At 44.8% G+C, this 20918-nt stretch carries 21 protein-coding genes; 3 read left to right on the forward strand and 18 right to left on the reverse strand.

Annotated features, from left to right (window positions below; translation table 11 throughout):
• Positions 1-241 precede the first annotated feature (241 nt).
• The gene (locus VF412_RS14555; RefSeq protein WP_331339981.1) at positions 242-1132 is read right to left on the reverse strand and encodes a DUF2802 domain-containing protein; all 891 of its coding nucleotides are present in this window, start codon (positions 1130-1132) and stop codon (positions 242-244) included.
• Positions 1133-1293: 161 nt separating this feature from the next.
• Here VF412_RS14555 and VF412_RS14560 point away from each other — a divergent pair, with 161 nt between their 5' ends.
• Positions 1294-2556: a hypothetical protein gene (locus VF412_RS14560; protein WP_331339982.1), complete on the forward strand. Its 1263-nt coding sequence runs from the start codon at positions 1294-1296 to the stop codon at positions 2554-2556.
• Positions 2557-2592: 36 nt separating this feature from the next.
• Here the strand turns inward: VF412_RS14560 and VF412_RS14565 are convergent, their stop codons facing one another.
• Positions 2593-3597, reverse strand: coding sequence for an aldo/keto reductase (locus VF412_RS14565; RefSeq protein WP_331339983.1), 1005 nt, complete (start codon positions 3595-3597; stop codon positions 2593-2595).
• Positions 3598-3691: 94 nt separating this feature from the next.
• On the opposite strand from VF412_RS14565, the gene VF412_RS14570 reads away from it, so the two are divergent.
• A complete protein-coding gene (locus VF412_RS14570; protein WP_331339984.1) occupies positions 3692-4195 on the forward strand; it encodes a MarR family winged helix-turn-helix transcriptional regulator in 504 nt (167 codons plus the stop codon).
• Here the strand turns inward: VF412_RS14570 and VF412_RS14575 are convergent.
• The 15 genes from VF412_RS14575 to VF412_RS14645 form a co-directional block, all read right to left on the reverse strand.
• On the reverse strand, positions 4183-5385 hold the full coding sequence (locus VF412_RS14575) for a pyridoxal phosphate-dependent aminotransferase (protein WP_331339985.1): 1203 nt from the start codon (positions 5383-5385) through the stop codon (positions 4183-4185). The two genes, VF412_RS14570 and VF412_RS14575, sit on opposite strands and share 13 nt — an antisense overlap.
• A 20-nt stretch (positions 5386-5405) precedes the next feature.
• Complete coding sequence (coaD, locus tag VF412_RS14580; RefSeq protein ID WP_331339986.1) at positions 5406-5888, reverse strand: pantetheine-phosphate adenylyltransferase; 483 nt, start codon at positions 5886-5888, stop codon at positions 5406-5408.
• The gene (gene rsmD, locus VF412_RS14585) at positions 5881-6471 is read right to left on the reverse strand and encodes a 16S rRNA (guanine(966)-N(2))-methyltransferase RsmD (protein WP_331339987.1); all 591 of its coding nucleotides are present in this window, start codon (positions 6469-6471) and stop codon (positions 5881-5883) included. The genes coaD and rsmD overlap by 8 nt, the downstream gene beginning before the upstream one ends.
• Positions 6468-6821: a response regulator gene (locus tag VF412_RS14590; protein WP_331339988.1), complete on the reverse strand. Its 354-nt coding sequence runs from the start codon at positions 6819-6821 to the stop codon at positions 6468-6470. The genes rsmD and VF412_RS14590 overlap by 4 nt, the downstream gene beginning before the upstream one ends.
• A 9-nt stretch (positions 6822-6830) precedes the next feature.
• Complete coding sequence (locus VF412_RS14595) at positions 6831-8741, reverse strand: ATP-binding protein (RefSeq protein ID WP_331339989.1); 1911 nt, start codon at positions 8739-8741, stop codon at positions 6831-6833.
• A 34-nt stretch (positions 8742-8775) separates the two neighbouring features.
• Complete coding sequence (locus VF412_RS14600) at positions 8776-9459, reverse strand: hypothetical protein (RefSeq protein ID WP_331339990.1); 684 nt, start codon at positions 9457-9459, stop codon at positions 8776-8778.
• A complete protein-coding gene (locus tag VF412_RS14605; RefSeq protein ID WP_331339991.1) occupies positions 9446-10906 on the reverse strand; it encodes a glycosyltransferase family 9 protein in 1461 nt (486 codons plus the stop codon). The genes VF412_RS14600 and VF412_RS14605 overlap by 14 nt, the downstream gene beginning before the upstream one ends.
• 23 nt (positions 10907-10929) lie before the next feature.
• Positions 10930-12531: a glycosyltransferase family 9 protein gene (locus VF412_RS14610; protein WP_331339992.1), complete on the reverse strand. Its 1602-nt coding sequence runs from the start codon at positions 12529-12531 to the stop codon at positions 10930-10932.
• Positions 12531-13142: a hypothetical protein gene (locus VF412_RS14615; protein ID WP_331339993.1), complete on the reverse strand. Its 612-nt coding sequence runs from the start codon at positions 13140-13142 to the stop codon at positions 12531-12533. The genes VF412_RS14610 and VF412_RS14615 overlap by 1 nt, the downstream gene beginning before the upstream one ends.
• Before the next feature lie 2 nt (positions 13143-13144).
• Positions 13145-14203, reverse strand: a complete 1059-nt coding sequence (locus VF412_RS14620; RefSeq protein WP_331339994.1) for a tetratricopeptide repeat protein — start codon at positions 14201-14203, stop codon at positions 13145-13147.
• Between the two features lie 169 nt (positions 14204-14372).
• The gene (locus VF412_RS14625; protein WP_331339995.1) at positions 14373-14801 is read right to left on the reverse strand and encodes a hypothetical protein; all 429 of its coding nucleotides are present in this window, start codon (positions 14799-14801) and stop codon (positions 14373-14375) included.
• A gap of 17 nt (positions 14802-14818) precedes the next feature.
• Complete coding sequence (fliS, locus tag VF412_RS14630; RefSeq protein WP_331339996.1) at positions 14819-15226, reverse strand: flagellar export chaperone FliS; 408 nt, start codon at positions 15224-15226, stop codon at positions 14819-14821.
• Positions 15227-15255: 29 nt separating this feature from the next.
• Positions 15256-16623, reverse strand: a complete 1368-nt coding sequence (gene fliD / locus VF412_RS14635) for a flagellar filament capping protein FliD (RefSeq protein ID WP_331339997.1) — start codon at positions 16621-16623, stop codon at positions 15256-15258.
• A 194-nt stretch (positions 16624-16817) separates the two neighbouring features.
• The gene (locus VF412_RS14640) at positions 16818-17195 is read right to left on the reverse strand and encodes a hypothetical protein (protein WP_331339998.1); all 378 of its coding nucleotides are present in this window, start codon (positions 17193-17195) and stop codon (positions 16818-16820) included.
• Between the two features lie 76 nt (positions 17196-17271).
• The gene (locus VF412_RS14645; protein ID WP_331339999.1) at positions 17272-18879 is read right to left on the reverse strand and encodes an FAD-dependent oxidoreductase; all 1608 of its coding nucleotides are present in this window, start codon (positions 18877-18879) and stop codon (positions 17272-17274) included.
• Between the two features lie 166 nt (positions 18880-19045).
• On the opposite strand from VF412_RS14645, the gene VF412_RS14650 reads away from it, so the two are divergent.
• Positions 19046-19651, forward strand: coding sequence for a type 1 glutamine amidotransferase domain-containing protein (locus tag VF412_RS14650; RefSeq protein ID WP_331340000.1), 606 nt, complete (start codon positions 19046-19048; stop codon positions 19649-19651).
• A 147-nt stretch (positions 19652-19798) separates the two neighbouring features.
• On the opposite strand, the gene VF412_RS14655 is transcribed toward VF412_RS14650, so the two are convergent.
• Positions 19799-20632, reverse strand: a complete 834-nt coding sequence (locus VF412_RS14655) for a flagellin (RefSeq protein WP_331340001.1) — start codon at positions 20630-20632, stop codon at positions 19799-19801.
• Between the last annotated feature and the right edge of the window lie 286 nt (positions 20633-20918).

A 20918-nucleotide genomic window follows, 5' to 3' on the forward strand; every position in this document is an offset into this window, starting at 1 on the left:
GCGAGTCGTTCGAAGCGTGGCGAGCTGACAGAAAAAACCTGAAACTCCAGAGGATCCACACTGCGAACTTGCAGTTGAATCATTTGCCCCTTGGCAATCATTGAACCAGTAAGATTGGATATGCGAAGAAGATCGCCGTCGAAATTTAAAAGTATTCCGGTAATAGAAGATATGTCCTCCACTTTCGCGCGGAGGACTTGGCCTTTTTTTAGTGATCTAAAAAAGGCCTGGGTCGCCATGCTTAGCCCAAATCGTTCGTCATATCAATACGACGGAATTCCACAGGACGAATCACTCCATCCATTTTTCTATTTGTGGGACTTGCTTTACCGGGATTCGTACCTTGAGGTTTTTCGCCCAGGAAATTTTGCGCGATATCTTGAGTCACATTTAAAATGCTTGGAGCCACTGGTTTCTGCTCTTGCTCTTCCGCCTCGAGGCATGCAGCTTTGAATGCCTCCCCTAGTTTTTTCATCGCATCGTTGTTGGCTTTAGGGACCTCAAAGACCGCGCTGATGTCTTGTTGTTTATCACGTTGAAGCGGAGTCATGAAAGAGATGTTATCAACGTCACTCAAATCAGAAGCCTCTTCGAGAGCTTCAGTTTGTTCCGCACTGTTCGCCCACTCAGGCAGGCTTTCTTCGCAGAACATCAATTGATCACGGTTCACTTTCGCAATGAACTCGATTTCACCACGAGATAAATCATTCACTTGTTGAGCGATCTCATCAACGCTTAGGCCCTGATGAGCCAAACGAGCGGCTTTGACATATTTAATAGTGTTTTGACGCTCGACAATTTCGGTGTGAGGAATTCGATCTTGGAAGATCTTCGCCACTTCCAAACTTTTTTGCATGCTTTGATCGATTTTCGCGATTTGCTTTTCAGAAGTTTGAATTTTCGCCTGAATGTCTTTTACTTTTTGCTCCAATAAAGCCGTTAACTGATTCACCTGAGTCTCAGTGCGATCTGAAAGATCTTCTAATACGGCGATCTTGCTTTGCAAAAGCTGCAGGCCTTTGCTTAAACGTGGATCATCTTTTGGAGGACGATTTAAACGGACCCATAAACCCACAATCCCCGCTAAAAGGATGATGTTCACTAATAGTTGTAGCAAGAACCAGAAACTCACGCTCGGCCTCCTCGGACAAACATAGATTTAATTCTAAACTGGCTAAGGTCCGTCTCACAATGAGACCAAGGTCTGTTTTGTTTCAAAGCCAGACTGGACCTGGAGAGTTTTGAGACGGAATCGCCTTCCATGTTATTCTGCATGAAAGGGGAGTTGGAAATATGTCGAGATCGCTTTCAAATCTGTCGTGGATGTTCTTGCCGGCGACTTTTCTTTTTTTCTTAGCGGCGTGCGGGCCCGTAAAATTTTCCACGGATTCTTCAACAGATGCGGGTTCAGCGATCCCCGTGACACCTGCAACTCCCACTCCAGGTACTACAACTACTTCGACTGATACAACGACAACGAGCAGTCTTCGTGATGTGACATATTCAACAACCGTCACAGCTTCTAATAACAAACTTGATATCATTCTTATTATCGATGATTCGGGTTCGATGCTTCCGGACAACCAAAAGTTGGCGGCAAAACTTTCTAACTTCGTATCGACTTTGGAAAACAATGCGAATTTGGATTGGCAAGCTTGTGTGACTATCACAAATGCAGTGCCGATGGGTGGTAACACTCAACCTGCCTGGGGCGCTTCAATGTACTGGCAAGCAACGACTTCGGTTTCAACAAGTCTTGGTTATATTCTTAAAAAAGGCCAAACAAATCTTCCGACAATCTTTGCTAACACAATTAACTACATTGGTGCTGGCTGGGCAGGAACGGATGACGAGCGCGCGATTAAAGCGGCCTACAATCACGTTTACAATGGCGACTACCACTATTCAGGCGCCAGCGGTTGTTACCGTGATGGCGCGGCGATTGCTTACATTATTATCTCTGACGAAGATGAACGTAGCGTAGGTGGCGATCAAAGTGCAGCAGTTTACACAAGTGAGTATCAGCCTCTTGAGACTCAAGATTTGCCGGCTAACTTTATCTCTTACGTGAAAAGTACGTTCGGTAGCGACAAGAAGTTTACTGTGAATTCAATCATCGTAAAACCAGGTGATACGGCCTGTAAGGCTTCACAGGATGCCTCAGGTTCAATCAGTCACTATGGCAACATCTACAATCAGCTTTCTTATTTAACTGGCGGTGGTGTGGGATCTATCTGTGATTCTGACTTCTCGACGAACATGAACCTGTTTATTGATAAGATCACGGACTCTTTGAATTCGATCGCGTTAGAGTGTACTCCGGTGGGTAATGTTAGCGTGACAGTAACGCCAACAATCGGTTCCATAACAGCATCTGTCCAAGGTATGACATTAGTGTTCAGCCAGGCGATTCCTGCAGGTCGAACATTGAATGTCGCTTACCAATGCAACTCTGATGATCGCAGCCCTAGCTCGATCAAGGGCGTTGTACCGAAAGTTTACGAAGAAGGCTTCTTTGCCCGCATCGTAAACTTCTTCAAAAAATTGTTCTTCTAATTTAAATTTAAATTCTGAACTGAACGAAGCGCCCTTTTAAAGGGCGCTTTTATTTTCCGCACGCAATAGCTTCATCGCCTCGGCGGCGTAACGATCCCCCGCGATCTTTGAAGGCGCAAAAAGATCATTCAAGAACTGACGATCTGCTTCGCTTAATTTAATTTCCAATGCCTGAACATTTTCGATGATGTACTTCTGACGTTTTGTTCCCACCAGAGGCATCAACGACTGATTGCGATGAAGCTCCCAAGCCAGGGCAATCTGTGCAGGGGTCGCATTCTTTTGCTTTGCGAACTCCTCAAGCTTCTCCACCAATTGGTGATTATGCTCGTAGTTCTCGCCCATAAAACGTGGATTGCTCTTGCGGTAATCGTTTGCGCTCAGCTTTGATGGATCTACTTTTGCCGTTAAAAACCCACGCCCCAACGGGGAATAAGCGACAAATGTTACACCCAACTTGTCGCAGGTCGGAAGAATTTCATTTTCGGGATCACGACTCCACAGAGAGTATTCGCTTTGTAATGCCGTGATGGGATGCACCTTATTTGCACGAGTCAAAACTGCTGCCGAAACCTCTGACAATCCCAGATAGCGAACTTTTCCCTGCTCTACCAATTTCGCCATAGCTCCTACTGTTTCCTCAATCGGAGTGTTCGGATCCATGCGATGCATATAGTACAGGTCGATATAATCTGTATTCAGACGCTTCAAACTGTCCTCAACGCACTTATTAATGTACACAGGACTGTTGTTCACACCACGCGCTGCGGGATTTTGCGGATCTCTCACGATTCCGAATTTAGTCGCGAGAATCACTTTGGAACGCTGCTCTTTCAAGGCCTTTCCAACAAGAATTTCATTCGTAAATGGCCCGTAAATATCAGCTGTATCGAACAGGTTTATTCCAAGGTCTATGGCCTTATGAATCGTTGCAATAGATTCCTTTTCATCTGCATCACCATAGAATTCGCTCATACCCATGCAGCCTAAACCGAGGGCTGACACTTTAAGATCCGTTTTACCCAGCTTAATAAATTCCATTTTTACTCCATTCGTTAGCATGCTAACATTACCGTAGCTCAAATTATTTGCAAAGGCCTGTCGCAGCAGATATAAAATTTTAACTGGAAGATTTATGTTTAATTTATTGATTTTGCCTACAGAGGCTCACTTAGAACGATTAAAAAAGCAATATCCCGAACTTGATAGCAAGTCCGTGATGAGCTTTCTTATGCTTCTTCGCACAGCGACCGAACTATCCACGGCTCTTGACAAGTCATTGATGAAATACGGTCTTCTACAAAACCGTTGGTTGATTCTTGTCATTTTGATGCGCGAAGAAACGCACACACTCTCCCCCACGGCTTTGACAAAGGTTCTTGGAATCACCGGGGCAACTCTCAGTCGTTTGCTTGAGACTTTGGAAGAAGAAGGCTATGTGAAGCGCAACACCTGCAAGACAGATCGTCGCGCTCATGAAATCAGCCTGACAACAAAAGGTCAGAAGTTATTGAACAAAGTAATGCCGGAATACTATGCCTCTATCACAAAAGTTTTTGCCAAGATGACAGAGCAGCAGCATAAAGATTTGTCGAAAGCTCTTCAAGCGATCGAACCAGCGAAACTTTACGAAAGCTGACTTACAAATTCTTTCATACGGCCAATAGCACGCTTCATAGTGTCTTCGGACACTGCGAAGCTTAAGCGCATGAATCCCTCTGATCCGCACTCGGCCCCTGGCACTGTTGCTACAAAGAATTTCTCTAGCAAGATATCACAGAAGTCTTTTGACGTACGGATGTGAGTATCGCCAAAGTTTTTACCCAGGCACGCACGAATATCCACCCAATAATAAAATGCACCTTCTGGATTTGAAACTTTAAATTGCGGAATACTTGCAAACGCCTCGATGCCGGAATTCTTTCTAGCAATCAGCTTTCTTACGACTTCAGCAATATCCGGTTCGCAGTTTTTTAATGCAGCCAAGGCCGCATGTTGAGAAATACTTGAGGGCGATCCCGTCGACTGACTTTGATAGTCCGCCATCGCCGTGATCAGTTTCTCAGGTCCCGCAGCCCAACCAATGCGCCAGCCCGTCATTGAGTAGGCTTTTGATCCGCCATTCACAACAACCGTGCGCTCTCGCAAATCAGGAGCCACCTGCAAAATATGCGGCGCAACTTTCCGACCATCAAAAACCAAGCGATTGTACATATCATCAGAAATGATCACCACTTGCGGATGCTTTCTAAGAACCTGTGCCAAGGCTTTAAGCTCTTCCTCCGAGTACAACAAACCTGTTGGATTGCTTGGTGAACAGAATAAGAAGCCTCTTGTTTTTGCATTGATCGCCTCTTCGAGCTTTTCCGGAGTGATCTTGAAATTTTCAGACTCACCACATTCCACAATATGAGGAACGCCGTCGGCAAGCTCAACCATCATGGGGTAACTGACCCAATAAGGTGTACCAATGATCACTTCATCACCCGGCGAACAAATCATCTGCAATGCTGCAAACACGATATACTTCGCGCCTGATGCCACGGTGATTTCTTTGGTAGAATAGCTCTGGTTCAGCTCGTTTTTAATTTTTTCCGCAATAGCCTGGCGAAGCTCCACTGTACCATTCGCTGGTGTGTATTTCGTAATGCCTTTTTCAATAGCTTCGATACCCGCTTTCGAGGGCACTTCAAATGTCGGCCAATCCGGTTCACCTACAGTCAAAGAAATCACGTCATGTCCCTGAGCCGCCAGTTCCTTAGCCTTTGCGACCAGGAAAAGAGTGGGAGATGTTTTTAGATTTTGTGCTCTTTTTGACAGTTGAACCAAGATCGTCTCCTCTTGCTAAATTAACCTTTTAATTTTTTCGCCATAGCTTCGACAACAACTTCAGGAACCAGTCCGTCCAATGCGCCGCCATTCACAGCCAACTCTTTCACTCCGCGTGAAGAGATGTAGTAGTACTCGGGACTCGCGAACATCAAAAGAGTCTCGATATGCGGAGCAATTTTCTTATTCATGTTCGCCATCGTCATTTCGTATTCAAAATCAACAACCGCACGAAGACCCCTGACAATAACCTGGGCCTTGTTCTTTTTCATGTACTCAGTGGTCAATCCCTCGAAGAAATCGACTTTGACATTCTTTAAGTGCGATAAAGATTTCTCAATCAAAATTTTACGCTCGTCCAAATTAAACATCGCCTGCTTCTGAGAAGACTTTGCGATCAAGACAATAACTTGATCGTACAGAGGAGAAATCCGGTTAATAAGATCCACATGTCCCATCGTGATCGGATCAAAACTGCCGGGATAGACTGCAATGTTACTCATGGTTTTCCTCTTCCTGGTTTTCTTCCTTCAAAGCATCTTCGTGACAGAACAAACTTAAGTGCTTATCACCGAATTCTTTTTTGCTATAGCGAACCAGGGATCCGTATCGATCCTCCATTCGCTCTTTCGCCTGAGATTCAATGGCCAATAGTGTGTGCGAGCCAAAAGCAGCACTCTTTGCCGCCGCTTCCATCACGGCATGGGCCATCTTTTCAGTAAACGGAGGATCAGCAAAAATAATATCAAAAGCTTCTCCATTGTATGCTTTCAAAAATGAAATGACATCCATGTTGATGATTTTATAAGAAGCAGCAGGAACTTTAAGCTTTTCCAGATTTTGGCGTGTGATCGTCAAAGATTTCGGATTCTTTTCCACAAATGTGCAGAAGGTCGCGTCACGAGATAAAGATTCAATCCCCAAATTACCTGTCCCGCAAAACAGGTCGGCAACTCTAGAGTCCGCAATATTGAATTGCAGCTTATTGAAAAGAGTCTCTTTGACTCGATCCGTGGTTGGACGAATATGGTCCGCCTGAAAAGCGACCAATTGATGCCCACGGTATTTTCCAGCAATAATTCTCATGACAACAAATCCTCGGCCATTCTGACAACGGCGAAAATATCTTCAAATGGTTTCGGAACGAAAAGATCGGCTCCCATCTGTTGGGCCGTTTCCATGTTATGCTCACCGGCGAAAGCGGACATCAAGATCACTTTGCCAGGACGCTCCGATCCCATCTCCTTCAAAACCTCGGGCCCATTCAGTCCAGGCATGAGGACATCAAGAAAAACCAAATCTGGCTTGATCTGCTTCCACTGATTCAAGCCTTCATTCCCATCAACAGCTTCGATGACCTCATGACCTTTCGCGCGCAACGCACGACTTAAAGACCTACGTACTAAAGCTTCATCATCAACGATCAACACCTTCACAGATCAACCTCAAGAACTTTTATGCGGAAGAGTAATGACGAAACAAGCTCCACGAGGATCGACATTTCGAGATTCAATAGTCCCGCCGAATTTTTCAATGATGGACTTAGACATACTTAACCCAAGACCTGTACCATGTCCCTCTTTTTTTGTGGTAAAGAACGGCTCGAAAATACGTCTTTGGATTTCGGGAGGAATGCCCGGCCCCGTGTCTTCAATTTCTAAAATAACTTTCGAATTTGCGTAACGGGAAGTGACTCTCAGACGTCCCGGATCTTTCATCGCCTGGCAGGCGTTGTTAATCAAGTTAAAGACCACTTGCTGTAAAAGATGAGGCTCGACAAAAACATTTTTATCTAAAGTTTGTAAATCTACTTCCAGACGATGAGTGCGCAGAGCCGACTTTAACATCGGCAGCGTTCTTTCGACGACCTCATCCACAGAAACAAATTCCGCTGGTTGATCTTCGCCCTTCGAAAAATCCAGAAGATTTTTAATAATTCTCTGCGACCGAGCCGCTGCCTTTTCAATCTCTAACAAATCGGAATACAGATGAGTCTTCGGATCTGCTTCCTGCAATAAAACTTGGCTGAGCGAGCGAAGACCCGTCAGCGGGTTATTCAGCTCGTGAGCAATGTTGCCCGCAAGCATACCGATGGCTCCCATTTTTTCATTCTGAAGCATGCGCAAGTATAACTCACGGGACTGGGTGATATCCACATACTGATTCACAACATTCGTGGGATTACCTCCTTGATCCAATTGCACAGGATAACTGTGCACCTGGAAAATACGGCCATCCACTTGAATTTGCCCGCTATGAGGTTTTCCATATTTCAATGCTTGAGCCACAGGACATCCTTCACACACAGAATTTCTTTGCGCAAAGCTCTCAAAACAACGATGTTGCAAAAACTTATCGCTGAATTTTCTATTAGCACGAACCACGTTGTAGTCGATATCAACGATCGCGATAGGATCACGCATGCCATCGAAAGTTTTTTCCCAGCGGTATGAAAAACTCTGCAATTGCTTTTCCAAAAGAACTCGGTCCAATGCCATGCTAAGTGGGCGCATGCGATCTGCCATGAAATCAACGAAGGGTCCCATTTCTTTATCAGATAAAGAGTTTTCAATGACTAAGATCGCTTCACCCTGCCCCGACAGTGTCATGCGCAGTTCTAACGGAACAACATAGGTTTTAATAAAGGGGCGGCCAAAGTGATTCGCGAAGTGGCGAATCAACTCCGCCGAAGGAACCTGCGGAATTTTGGGGAATTCAAATATGACAGCGGATTCTGACTGATGAAGATTTCCCAGTTGAAAACTCATATAGACAGTTTTGGTGTCATCCAAGCGATACGCCAAAATCGGATCACCGATCTTATGGAACTTACGAAGTTCCCTTCTTAAAATAACCAAAATGTCTTCAAAAGAAGTTTGCGTCGCTAAATCTTTGATAAAGCGAACAAGCTGTCTTTCACGGTTGAGTTTGTCGCCTTCCTCTTGATGGGACATTTCAATGTATTGGGTGCGCTCTTCTACCAATCCCTCTAAGGAATGGGTCAAAGCTTCCAATTCTTTATTTTGATTCGATGACTCGCGCAAAAGTACCGAGCGGGATTGAAACTTGGCGTGGGTTTGCAAAGCCTCTTCAAGCTGTTGCCATACTTCACGCTCAGTTAATGGCCAACGAATAAAGCGATACACTTGGGCCTTGTTAATGCCCTCACGCACTTCGCTTTCTGAAAGATCTGATGAAATATAAAACCGTGGCGCCATCGGCTGATAAAGACGAGCCGCCACGAGCAGCTCAAGGCCCTCGCCATTGCCGGCGTCCTGGACTAAGATCGAGGAAAATTTCTGATTTTGTAAAAGAGGCAGGGCTTCCGCAATGGAATCCCTGATCCAAATCTCCACTTCCCGTTTTTGGAAGGGAAAGAACTGCGGAAGTCTAATTGGCGAGACGTTTCCTACCCACAAGATCGGGTCCATTTTTGCTGGATTCGATTGTAGGTCCTGTGTATTCCCCATTTAGTGACTTCTCCAAAGCCTGCAAATGCTCAAACCACATCTGCAAAACATTGTTTAAATCATACTCGAGAACATCAGCTAAAAGAACAAAATCCTTATTTTCCAAAGCGCGCAAAGCTTCCAAAACGGTTTTCTTGCTTTCGCCTTCAGCCTTCATCCAATCAACTGGACTAGCCACCAGATACTGATCACCCATCAGCTCCTTTAAAGACATCACGCTATCAATCAGAAATTCACAGTTTTGCACCAGATCGTGAATGGATTTTAAAAGACCACTCAGTCCTTGGGCACGCATGCGTTGAGAAAGGTTTTCCGTTCTTTGAATCAGTTCGGGCAATGCCTCAAGCCAACCACGAAGAACCGCACCCATCAAGTCACGGCTGTTTTCTGTCAGATATTCCAAGGTTTCGACCTGATCCAACGATACGGTTCCGAACTTTGCCTCATCCGCTTCGCTGATTTCAAGTCCGTTCACTACGTACCGACACACCACTTGGTTTGTTGAACGAAGATCATTTTCGATATCGTTGAAAACGCGGGATAGATCCACATTGCCATTATAGAAATTGCGAAGTTCCGCGCCAGATACTTTAAAGCGTTCCATCGATAGCCTCCTCGTTCAAAATCTCTTCTTGAGGGATGTAAATACGAAGAAGCTGTCCAAAGCGCTCATGAACATTCACAGTTGCGGTACGAATCTCCTCTTGAGTTCCTGGAGCCACGCGAACCTTCTCCGCGTGATACCAGTTAATAAGAGGACTCAGTTCGGGCACAATTCGGCTAACGGCTTTAATAATTTCTTCGCCACGCTCGATTAAACCTGCAACTTTTTCCAAACCTAATTGTGGAATCAAAGCAAATTGCTCGATCATAAAGCGATTTACTTCATCAAGCTTCATAGCACCTTGAATAGTTTCCAGGCGCTCGGCCATCGGATATGGAGTTCCCAGATAAATGGCTTGAACCAAATTCCATTGGAACGCATCCGCAGCAGACTCATCTTCTTTTGCGAAACTTGCAAGGCCGGCTGTACGAACAATCAATGAATCGTCGACAACGCCCTCCATCAACTGACTCACCACTTGACCGATTTTTGTGCCAGAAAGCGCTTCCTCGGTTTCAGCGCGTAAAATAAAGCCTATGCTTGCTTTCGGACCCGTCTCCCAGAAATTTACGTGGCCGATGCTGATATTAAGTGTCGGAGTATCAGTCAAAGATGCCATATGAATCGGAGCACTGTCGCAGCCAATCAACAAATCTGAAGAATTGATGATCGAGAACAGGTCAGAAATTTTAGTTTTACCAACAAGATCGTACATGCGCAGACCTGAAGTCTGACGAATGATCTCTTGCGCATCTAAATGCTCGGAAGCCGCACCAACCAAAGCCACCGCCAGGTTTCCACGGGCAGCTGCGATTGTATTTAAGGCTTCAGCCCATTTCGCAGGTGAAAGAGCTTTGTGCTTTTCACTGGCGCCCACATGCACAACCATATAATTCGCCGGCAAGTTGAAGTTATTTGCAGCAATCACTGGTGCCGCCCAATCCTCTTCGATGTATTCGAGATTCAGCATCGAAGTAAAAATATCGGCAAGATGCACACGATTTGCCTTATCAACGCCCACCTGTGCATAAAAGTAAGCACTCATTTCATCAGAGGGATTGAAGTAACCATCGGAAAAGCGAGTGTAGCCATTTACTTTTGTATTTTCACCAGTTAAAGCATGAGTCAAATAGCTCGAAAACGGCGAGAAAGTTAGATTGATAATCCAATCATAATTTTCGGCCTTTAAAGGATTAAGGAAATTCGTCAGTCTTTCCATAGAGGCTTCAATGTCAGCATTCTCTTGAACCAAAGGCTCAAGGATATTTGCGGACGGTAAAGACAAATGACGGTTGATCGCAGTTAAACCCTCTACAGCACCTTCGAAACGAGGGCGTGTTAAAAGATCGATTTGCGCATCAGGATATTGACGACGAATGGCCCGCATTACAGGCCAGCTCATGTAAATATCGCCTAATCTAGCGAGTTGCAGAATGAGAATTTTCATTTTTAACCTGTTCCTTTGCCAACTCAGCTAAGAGTTTCAGTTTCTCTGCCTCTTCGTCGTAGGGCTGACTGTTCGTCAGTTCGTTGTAGGCTTGTTCCAGTCTCTTCAAAGCCACTGATAGGTAGCTGTCCAAATCCTGCTGCATAGTAGCCTCCTTCCTTGGATAGAGATTCAATATAACGAGTTAAAGTTGCGCGGATCTCAAGAAGCTCACTGACTTCATTCAGAGCCACGTGAACGCGGTCATAAATTTGCACGGGGTGAGAGAAGCGGCCCAATAAAGATTCTAAGAATACTTGGAAGTAACCCGCTTCATCTTGTTTCGAACGCAGAATGTCTTGGCCCACCATAATAAGCTCTGCCAACTCGTTCGACTGGATTGTCTTTTTTGAAAGCAATGATTCGCGGGATGGCAAAGCTCTGCGAGCTTTCTCTAACCACGATTTCATCAACTGTGCTTTTTGTGCCGATTGATTCATGACCTCTGCTGCGTTGGAATTTTCCTGAATGAAGGTACGAGCAGCTTCGAAATAGAAAGGACCTAAATCTCTATGCTCTTTTCCAAGATACAAAGACCACACAGCGCGCTCAAAATCACGAAGCTCTGCCTTCTTCGTTGTCACTTCGCCGCTTAACTTATCCCAAACTGCCGCAAACACTTGATCTACAGAAATTTCATCAGCACAGAGATGCGACATTTGACTGCAGTTTTGAGAGTGCGAACACGGAGAGCACGGTACAGTTGTCTTGATTACAGTGTTGTTTGCGGCGAAGGCTGCCGTCTTTTGTGGGTCACTACTGCCGATAGCTATCTCGACCACAGGCACAGCCGCCTGAGCTGCTAAATGCTTAATGCTAGTGTCTCCTGTGACAAGCAAAGCTGCATTCTTAAGATGTTCTTTGGCTTCAACAAGATCACAGATTAAAAGTGAGTCCGCCGGAAAAACCTTTTCCAGTTGTTCGCGCTCAAAAGAAGCCCCAAGAACGGCGACTTTGTAGTCGACCAAAGATCTTTCGATAGTTCTTTTTAGCTGCGCAAAATTGGAAAGTCCCCAATTTTTCTTCACATCACTTGTCAGACATTGAAACAAAACAAGTTTTGACTTATTTCGAATTGCTGCAATCTTTTGTGGCAGTGGAATGTCGAAAGAATTTCCCAAAAGCTCCACATAGTGGAACAAAGATTTCTGTGTACCAGAAAACCGATCATTGAAATAACGAAGCCAGCGATTGTCCAAACCCTGGAATTTTCCGTCTTCTTGATAAAGACCGGTTTTCTTTTTTGCTTCGATAGCTCCAATCAGATAGGCGCTAAGTTTATTATGGGTGAAGTTAATCACCTGATCGTAATTCTCTTTATTCAAATCACTCACTAAGTTTTCGAGCTGAGTGTATGACCATAGAATGTTGTAAGCCGCCTCTCCTAAACCTGCTTGCAGGCTTTCGCGATCAAAGCAGACATAACGATCCACTACTCCCGAAAGCAATCTTTCAATACTTGTGAATTGCTTATTCAAAAGCAGATGAATCTCAGCCTCAGGATGTTGCTCGCGCAAACCACGAAGCAACGGTTCCTGCTGGATGATGTCACCTAACCGCAATAACGAGACGACCAATATTTTCATTATTTCACCAATTCACCGAGGGCGCGGAAGATCTGCTTCTTGTTCTCGGGCATCACAGAGGCTTCCACAACAGGAAGAACATCTTTGATAGATAGAAGATTATTATTTTGGAAGTACAAAGCCTTCATATTAATTCCGAACTCTTCAAAATGATATTTCACAGACTCGGCAGATCTGCCCGTCAAGTGAGCAAAGAATTCGGAATACAGACTCACCTGGTTGCCCCAGCACTCGCGGAATGACAAAACATAAGCTCTGTCACGAACAACGTCTGAATAAAGATCAGACCTCACAAGATCTTGAACGTTTTCTGCAATCAAGATATTCACGCGACCATCAAGTTCTGGAAACTGAGACCTGAAAACAGGAATCAAAGCTTCACGAGAATCAACAACGGTGATCGTCACACCTGGATCTAAATCCGCCAACGCTGAAATATGGAAGCCCGAACCCAAACCAATCACGACGATATGATTTGAAGGAAATGCGCCTAAAGAGTAAACCCATTTCAACGCCTCACCACGCGGGTCACGCAAAGAAGCCAACGCTTGACCTTCTTCGAAGGAAATTAGAGACGATTCATGGTTTTCTGAAAAGCTGATCATTGACATAATTATGCTGCCCTTTGCGATGATGTGATTTTCTTTTTCAATGCGCGAACTTCTTTATGATCTGGATTCCATAGAAGAACTCTCTCCATCTCTAGAAGAGCTTTATCCATTTGCCCTGTTGTGCAGAATAAATTGATCAAAACAAGGGACATATCCTCATCTTCTTCCACAGAGCCCAGATAATTTTCCAAGGCCTCGATGGCTTTCGAAGTTTTTCCATCACGAAGGCCCCAGTTTGCGGCCAAGTGAGTTGCCGTGCGATTTTGTGGATTGATATCAAGAGCGGTCTCTAGATTAGCCCAGGCAAGCTCAGCATCACCGAATTGATTGTGAACCATTGCAAGACCAACCCACGCTTTATCATTTTCAGGATTGATTTCCACAGCCTTGCGGAAGCAATACAATGATTTATCAAAGTCATTTCTTTGTACTTCCAAGGTTCCGAAGTTTACAAGAAGAACATCAGACTGAGTATTCACAGTATAAGCCTTGTTATAATATTCTTCCGCGCCATCGAAGTCGCCTTGACGAACGAAGATGTTGCCCATGTTTTTGTAAAGCTCGAACAGGTTGTCGTTTTCTTCGGTCAATACAGACAAAGCCTCGAAGTATCTTTCCAATGCTTCCTGGTCACGGCCCAATTTATAGTAGACGGTCGCCAGGCCAAAAAGACTTTCAAATCCATAATCCTCAGAAACCAGTGTTTTACGTGCAATCAAAGCTTCAGGAAGATGATTTGTTTTTTCCAAGCAGAACGCCAATAACTTCAAAGTCTCTGCGTTATGAGAGTCACGATTGCTTGCTTCACGCAAAAGATTCAAAGCTAATTTGTATTCGCGATGCTTCGCTAGAATGCGTGCATTAAGTAGGTATGTCGGAATACGAGCGTCACGCGTTGTTGCTGCAACTTGATCCTGTGAAGTCTCTGCCTCAAATTCTTGAATGGCTTGTTGTGGATCAAAATAGATTTTGCCAGCGCCTTCGCCTTGGCTTTCAACAGAGTTTTGATCTCTGTATGTTTCACTGGACTTTTGAACGAACTGATTTTCCAACATCTGCATGGATCTCCTTCGCCAATGTGATGGAGCAACACAGATGCCAATACTTCTTTTTGGTTTTAATTAGAACTGAGGCAAGTTACGCCCAAGGGTTTGACTCTTTGGTCTTACTTGCCGTCAGTATTTTGTCTACCCTCCGATTTCGTCGGAGTCATGTTCGGGAAAAATTTTCCTAGACTTCTTCATCAAGACGATTTGTGAATGTCTTCGTCTTATAGCCGCCTAGACCTTTACGATTGCGACGCACTTCTTGCAACTCTTTAATAATTGAGTTCTTCGCCATTTCAATGCAAGCCAACACTTGAATATCCTGCTCAATGATACGAGTAACATATTCATCTTTAATCGTCAGAGCTTCTCTGACTTCAGCGCGTGCCGCTTCATCAAGATTTGTTTGAGTTGCTTCCATTTCTGATTGCGCTTTATCCAGTTGTGCATCGACGTATTTAAGCACTTCCAGGATTCTTTCGCGAGTTTGATAGAAGTATTCGAGATTATCGAATTGCCCCTGAGCGAAATTTGCCAATTCTACCTCATTCAAAGAGTAGAACTTTTCCAAATAATGATTCTTTTCGTTCAACAACGTGATGATTCTTGTCATGTTCTCCTCCATGAGAATTAGCCCGCTTTCTGTCCTGAATCGTCTGTTTCTTTTTTCAACTTTTCTACTGCCTGAACCCAGCCATCGTACAATGTATTCAACAGCTTTAAATTTGCTTGTAAAGGTGCTGCATCACCACTGATGTTGGCTTTCGTATATTGCTCCATCATGAACATATAAAGCTGTTCAAGCTGAGACGCGATATCCCCACCTACTTTGTGATCTAGAGTGTTATTGAGCTCCATCACGATATCAAAAGCACGACCGATGTTCATACCGCGGTCTGCGATCTTTTTTTCCTCAATCGCTTTGATAGCAAGCTTTGTGAATTTGATTGCGCCTTCGTAGAGCATCAACAAGATTTTCTCACGACTCGCACTTTGTACCGACGTTTGCTTATACTTTTGATATGCGTTTTTGTTCATTGTCCCCTCTTAGTTCTAACCTTTCAAAATCATCCTTGATGTGCCATCGCTGCAAACTTCGCTTGTTGCGCCTGCATCTCTGACATCTTTTGCTCGAGATTTGCGAACTTCATCCGCAAGCTGTCTTCTTTCTTCTCGAGCTGTCTTTCTTTGGTGTCGATACGTGAATTGATTTGTTTGATTTGATCATCCAAACCTTTCTTTCGATTCGCGATCCCACCCCACTGTCCGTTGGTGAGATTGCCAATCGCTGTTTTCACGACTGCAACAAAGCCCGTTTTGAAACCGTCGCCTCGGAAAAACTGAGCGACTCCATTTGGATTGGCATTCAAGACCTTATTGAACTTGTCCTGACTGAAATCCAATGTACCGTTTCTGTTAAACGTAATACCCAATTCGCTAATGCGAACGATAGGCGATTCCACACCGTTCACCGGATTTAGAATCGTACTGCGCAGGCTTTGTTCCACCGTGCGAAGTAAACCATCACCACCCAAAGGACCCAGTTTCGGGTTTCCACCCTTTTCACCAGGCTGCAACTGATGTTGCTTTTGAATGAAACCTAATGCCGCGTTATAAGCATCAACGAAGCTCTTCACCTTACCGCTGATGACTTCCAAGTTTTCTTTCACCGTCATGTGAATGACTTTTCCCGGAGCTGCGGACTTTAAATCCAACGTCACACCAGGAACCAAATCCGTCGATTTGTTTTCCGGAAGCTCAATTTCAAATCCATCCACTTTCACTTTGGCATTCTTCGCCGGACGAGTTTGATCGAAGTACATGTCTTGATCACCGTCCAAGAGATAAATTTTCGGGAACGAAATTTGTTTATCGTCACCCGTTGCCAAGCCTGTTACCAAAAGCTTGAATGGATTTTCTTTGTCCTTGCGGTCCTCGAGCACTTGGGCTTTCAACCCCACCCCGGCGTTGTTAATCTGATGAGCAACACCTTCCAACGTAGACGTCTTCCCGTTGATATAAACTTCCTTTGTGCCCTTGGAAGTCTCGAACTTGATGTATCCAGTTCCAATTTGCGTTTCATTTTTATCAGGGAAGCCATTTGAAAGAGCACCCGGCTGTTCTGCCAATTGTACAACTTCCAAAGAGTAATCACCTGGCACCGCTGCTTGTGGATCCAACTGACCGCCAACAACTGTGTCATCACTGCTTGTGAATTTCTTATCCGCAAAGCCGCGAGTGTTGGTCAACTCACTCAAATTTTTCGTGATGTCGTTGACCTTCGTTTCCAACTCAGTCACCAGTTTCAACTTTTCGTCTTTACCAGCTTTCTGAGTCTCCATTTGCTTCACAGGAATACGCTCAGCTTCCATAAGCTGCTCCACGATATTTGGTGGTAATCCAGAGGCCATGCCTGTGATACGTATCCCTGCCATGAATTCATCGTCTCAAATTCATACAGTGACCGTGAGTCAATTAAATGTCCGTCGCTAGGGCCAGCGTAAGAATGAAAACGCCTCTAATGCGTTTTATGCAGCAGCGGTTTTGACAGGGGCCTGTTTTTCAGGACGTACATATAGGAAGTAAATGCAGAATAGAAAATAAATTTAAGCATTCTTTCAAAAAGGTCCTAAGCAGAACGCTTTAGAAGCTGCCCTCGAGGAGAATCATCCGATGGCAAAGTCCATAACTCCAACTCTGGAATTCTACGAATCAAAGTTCCCAAGTTATCTTTCACTAAGACAAAGCGTGAACCCTTCTCGCCATCTTCAAGTTCTACCGTCCAACGATGCTCCTTGAAAGAAGACAGAGAGCGTAAATGCTCCATCGCTTTTTCCAGCTGCTCTTCATTCATTGGCTCTTTGTGTTCTTGCTGTTGCTGCGAATAAGACTCTTGCCCGTTGGCATCTCGATCATGAGTTGAATCAGACTGAATAGCTCTGCCCGCGCGATCAATCGCTTTCACTTCTTGCGGCAAAATATTTGGAATCAGTCCCTTGATATTCATTCTGAAAGACTCTTCGGCTCTTTGTGCACAGCACTTAAGCACACTCGTCTCAGGTCGGGAATTTCAGGACCAACTTCTAACGCGATCCACGCATAGTGAGATCGATATCGTTGTCAGATTTCTTCTTAATAGAAATATTTTCTATCGAACGTTCTTCACCTTTGTGTGGAGATAAATCGTGAATGGCCGGGCCATTCAAAACTTCGCCCATTTTACTAAAACGCGAACCATGGCATGGGCAGTCCCATGTTTCTTCCACCGAATTCCACTTTACTATGCCATTCATATGCGGACACACAGCAGAAAAACGATGTAGGTCTCCATCATGATCACGATACACAGCTACTTTCGAAAGCCCTTGTGTCGACACACAGCCTTCGCCTGGCACCAAATCGTGAACGTCTTTTTCATTTCGATAAACCCAGTCAGCATATTGCAAACTGGTTTGTGTTCCTTCTCTGATAACTTGGGAAAGATTGCGCAAGACAATGCGATTGGGATCATAGACAGATTCATAAGGATGATCTTCGGCACCCTCGATCAAGGCTGGAATCAAAATCGCACAAATTCCCGCATGTGTAATTCCCTGTCCTGAATCACCCGTACAGACATAGACATTTTTATCACCGGGATTGCGACCGATATAAGCAAGGCCCCCTGCTGGCTCAATGATCTGTCCAGACCAAGTATAAACAACTTCTGCATCTTTGATTCCGAGGCGAATGTCGACCCAATCTCGCAGTTTTTGAAAAATAAATTCTGGATGAGCTTCTTGCCCCACGCGGTGATCTTCACCTCCCACAATAAGCACATCAAAATCCCTCTCAGGGGCAGAGTCGACGCGGATATAGTGATAAGGTGACTCTGTATCCCAATACAACGCCAAAGGCACCTGGCCTCGAGGAATTTTTAAACCGATCACATAAGAACGATAGGCCGCTTCTTTCACATGCAACGACAACATATTGTTGATCGGAACATTGGTTGCAACCAATACATGATCGCAAGAGATATGATAGCCATTCGATGTGTCAACACGGGGATTTTTCCCGTCCTGAATAAATTCAGCCTTTGTGCGGGTATAAATCTGTCCCCCCATCGCATGAATACGCTCACACAACCCGTTCAAGAATTTCAATGCGTGAAACTGAGCTTGATGCCCGAAGCGAATGCAAGCACCTGTATCGAAGAACACATCGTTAGGATGTCCCTGCAAATGAGAATCTTCAGCACCACAATCAAGCGCTGCATAGAATTCCTCTTCTAAAAACTTAGGATCATGCTTTGGATCAAGGAATAAAAATCCATTCACACGCTTGAAGTCACAATCTATATCCTCTTCCAAAATTATTTTTTCAATAAGGTCAATGGCTGCCCTATGACTTGCATAGGCCACCCGCGCTTTGTCTTTTCCAAACTTCTTAATTAATTGAGTAAAAAGATCGTCATACACATCAGAAATATGCGCCGAGGTTAAGGCAGTCTCTCCATGGCCCAAATCATCGCGATCGATCACGACCACTTTGAATTCTTTTTTTAAAAGTTGATAAGCGGTAAGAAGTCCAGCAAATCCAGCGCCCACGATGCACACATCCGCACTGACAGATTTAGAAAGTGTCGGCATGTCGGAAAGTACGATGTCTTCTTGCCAAATCGATTGTGTGTTTTGATGGAAGCGAGTCATGGATCCTCCTCCCCTTATTTTCCTGAAGGTCTTTGTAAATATCCATTTGGAAAGGCCTAGCGTGGCTTCTTACACAGAAGGCTCCTGTCATTCTCCAAATTCTCGCCGTCGTCATTGAAGCTGGGACCGCGTGGCCCCAGACTTTATTCTATAACCAGGAGGCTCTATGGATAAAACACTCGAAGGAAAACACGTCGCTCTTGTTGCCACAGACGGCTTTGAACAATCAGAACTTTTCGAACCGCTGAGAGCACTTCAAGATGCCGGTGCTGATGTGGATATTATTTCTTTGAGGGCCGGTGAAATTAAAGGATGGCAAAAAGGCAATTGGGGCAAACCTATCAAGGTGGATGTGACAGTCGATCAGGCCGACGCAGAAAACTACGATGCCTTGTTGTTACCCGGTGGAGTTATGAATCCCGACAAACTTCGCGATGACGAAAACGTAGTTCAATTTGTGCAAAAATTCGTAGATGCAGGAAAACCAATTGCGGCGATCTGCCACGGTCCTCAGACTTTGATTGAGACGGGAATGCTTCGTGGAAGAAAGATGACAAGCTACCATTCATTGCGCACTGACATGTTCAATGCGGGAGCGGATTGGATGGATACTGAAGTTGTTGTTGATAACGGTTTGGTCACAAGTCGTAAACCTGATGACATTCCGGCCTTCAATGCAAAGATGATTGAGGTCTTTGCCGCTGGCTCTGTGGATATTTCCTTGCTTGGTTCATCTTCTAAAGAAAATGATCAGCCACGAACAACTCATTAAAAAACAAAAGGACAGATTTATTACGCTCTGCCCGAACCCGAACTGCCATCCTAAGTACCCCAGGAAGTCGCTAGACATCCTGGGTAGGTTGGTACCGAAGGGACACGGAGGCGTCCCTTCAGATCAATCTTTCAAATCTAACAACAATTAACCGATCAATTTCAATGCCGCTTGTGGCATTTGGTTCGCTTGAGCGAGAACGCTAGTGTTAGCTTGCATCAACACTGTGTTACGAGCTGACTCAGCAGATGCTGCTGCGATATCTGTATCACGGATACGAGAGTTCGCTGCAGAGATGTTCTCGTTTTGCACGCCCAAGTTATCAACTGTAGACGTCAAGCGATTTTGAAGGGCACCAAGACCTGCGCGGAAACCGTTCACTTGAGTTTGCGCTTTGTCGATTTTCGCTAGAGCTTCTTGTGCTCCCTCTTTAGAGGAGAAGTCGAAACCAGCGATACCCAAGTTGTCGATAGATGCGTTTGTCTCAGATGCATTATAAGTGATACGGTCCGCTTCAGCGTCGTTACCGATACCTACTTGGAAATCAAACTTATCGCCAGAACCGTCGATCAATTTCGCATTACCAAACTTAGTTGTTTGAGTGATACGTTGTGATTCTGCTTTAAGTTGTTGAACCTCTTTATTTAGGAAACCGCGCTCTGTATCACCGATAGTGTCAGAAGATGCTTGGATACCCAACTCACGCATACGAGTTAAGATATTTGAAACCTCATTCAAACCACCCTCAGCAGTTTGTACCATCGAGATACCATCGTTCGCGTTTCGTTGTGCTTGACCTAAAGATCTGATTTGGGATTTCATACCCTCACTGATCGCCAAGCCGGCAGCGTCATCGGCTGCTTTATTGATGCGCGATCCAGAAGCCAATTGCTCCATAGATTTGCCAATTGCACGTTGAGACTGGCTCATCGTTCTTTGCGCATTCACGGCAGAAATATTTGTAGAAATTCTCATTCCCATTTGGGACCCCCATTTATATGCGGCAGCCTTATACCTACTTAGGCTTGCCTGTTGTACACGTTGGGACTTCACTTCCATCTAGCACTCTGCAAACGATTCTCATCAGGCAGTCACTCCCTTTGAGTCTCTCGAGCGTTTCGACTTTAGTTCCGTCGTTGCTTCTGACATACCTTTCGGCGAGGTCTGTGAAGGCTTTAGTCGCGTCCAGCAAAACTAGACCATCATCCAGAAAAACCTAGACCAAGATCCTGAAAACCAGCCCAAAACCCGGCAAAATCCCAGACCA

This window comes from Bdellovibrio sp., assembly GCF_036384735.1.
Classification (GTDB): Bacteria; Bdellovibrionota; Bdellovibrionia; order Bdellovibrionales; family Bdellovibrionaceae; genus Bdellovibrio.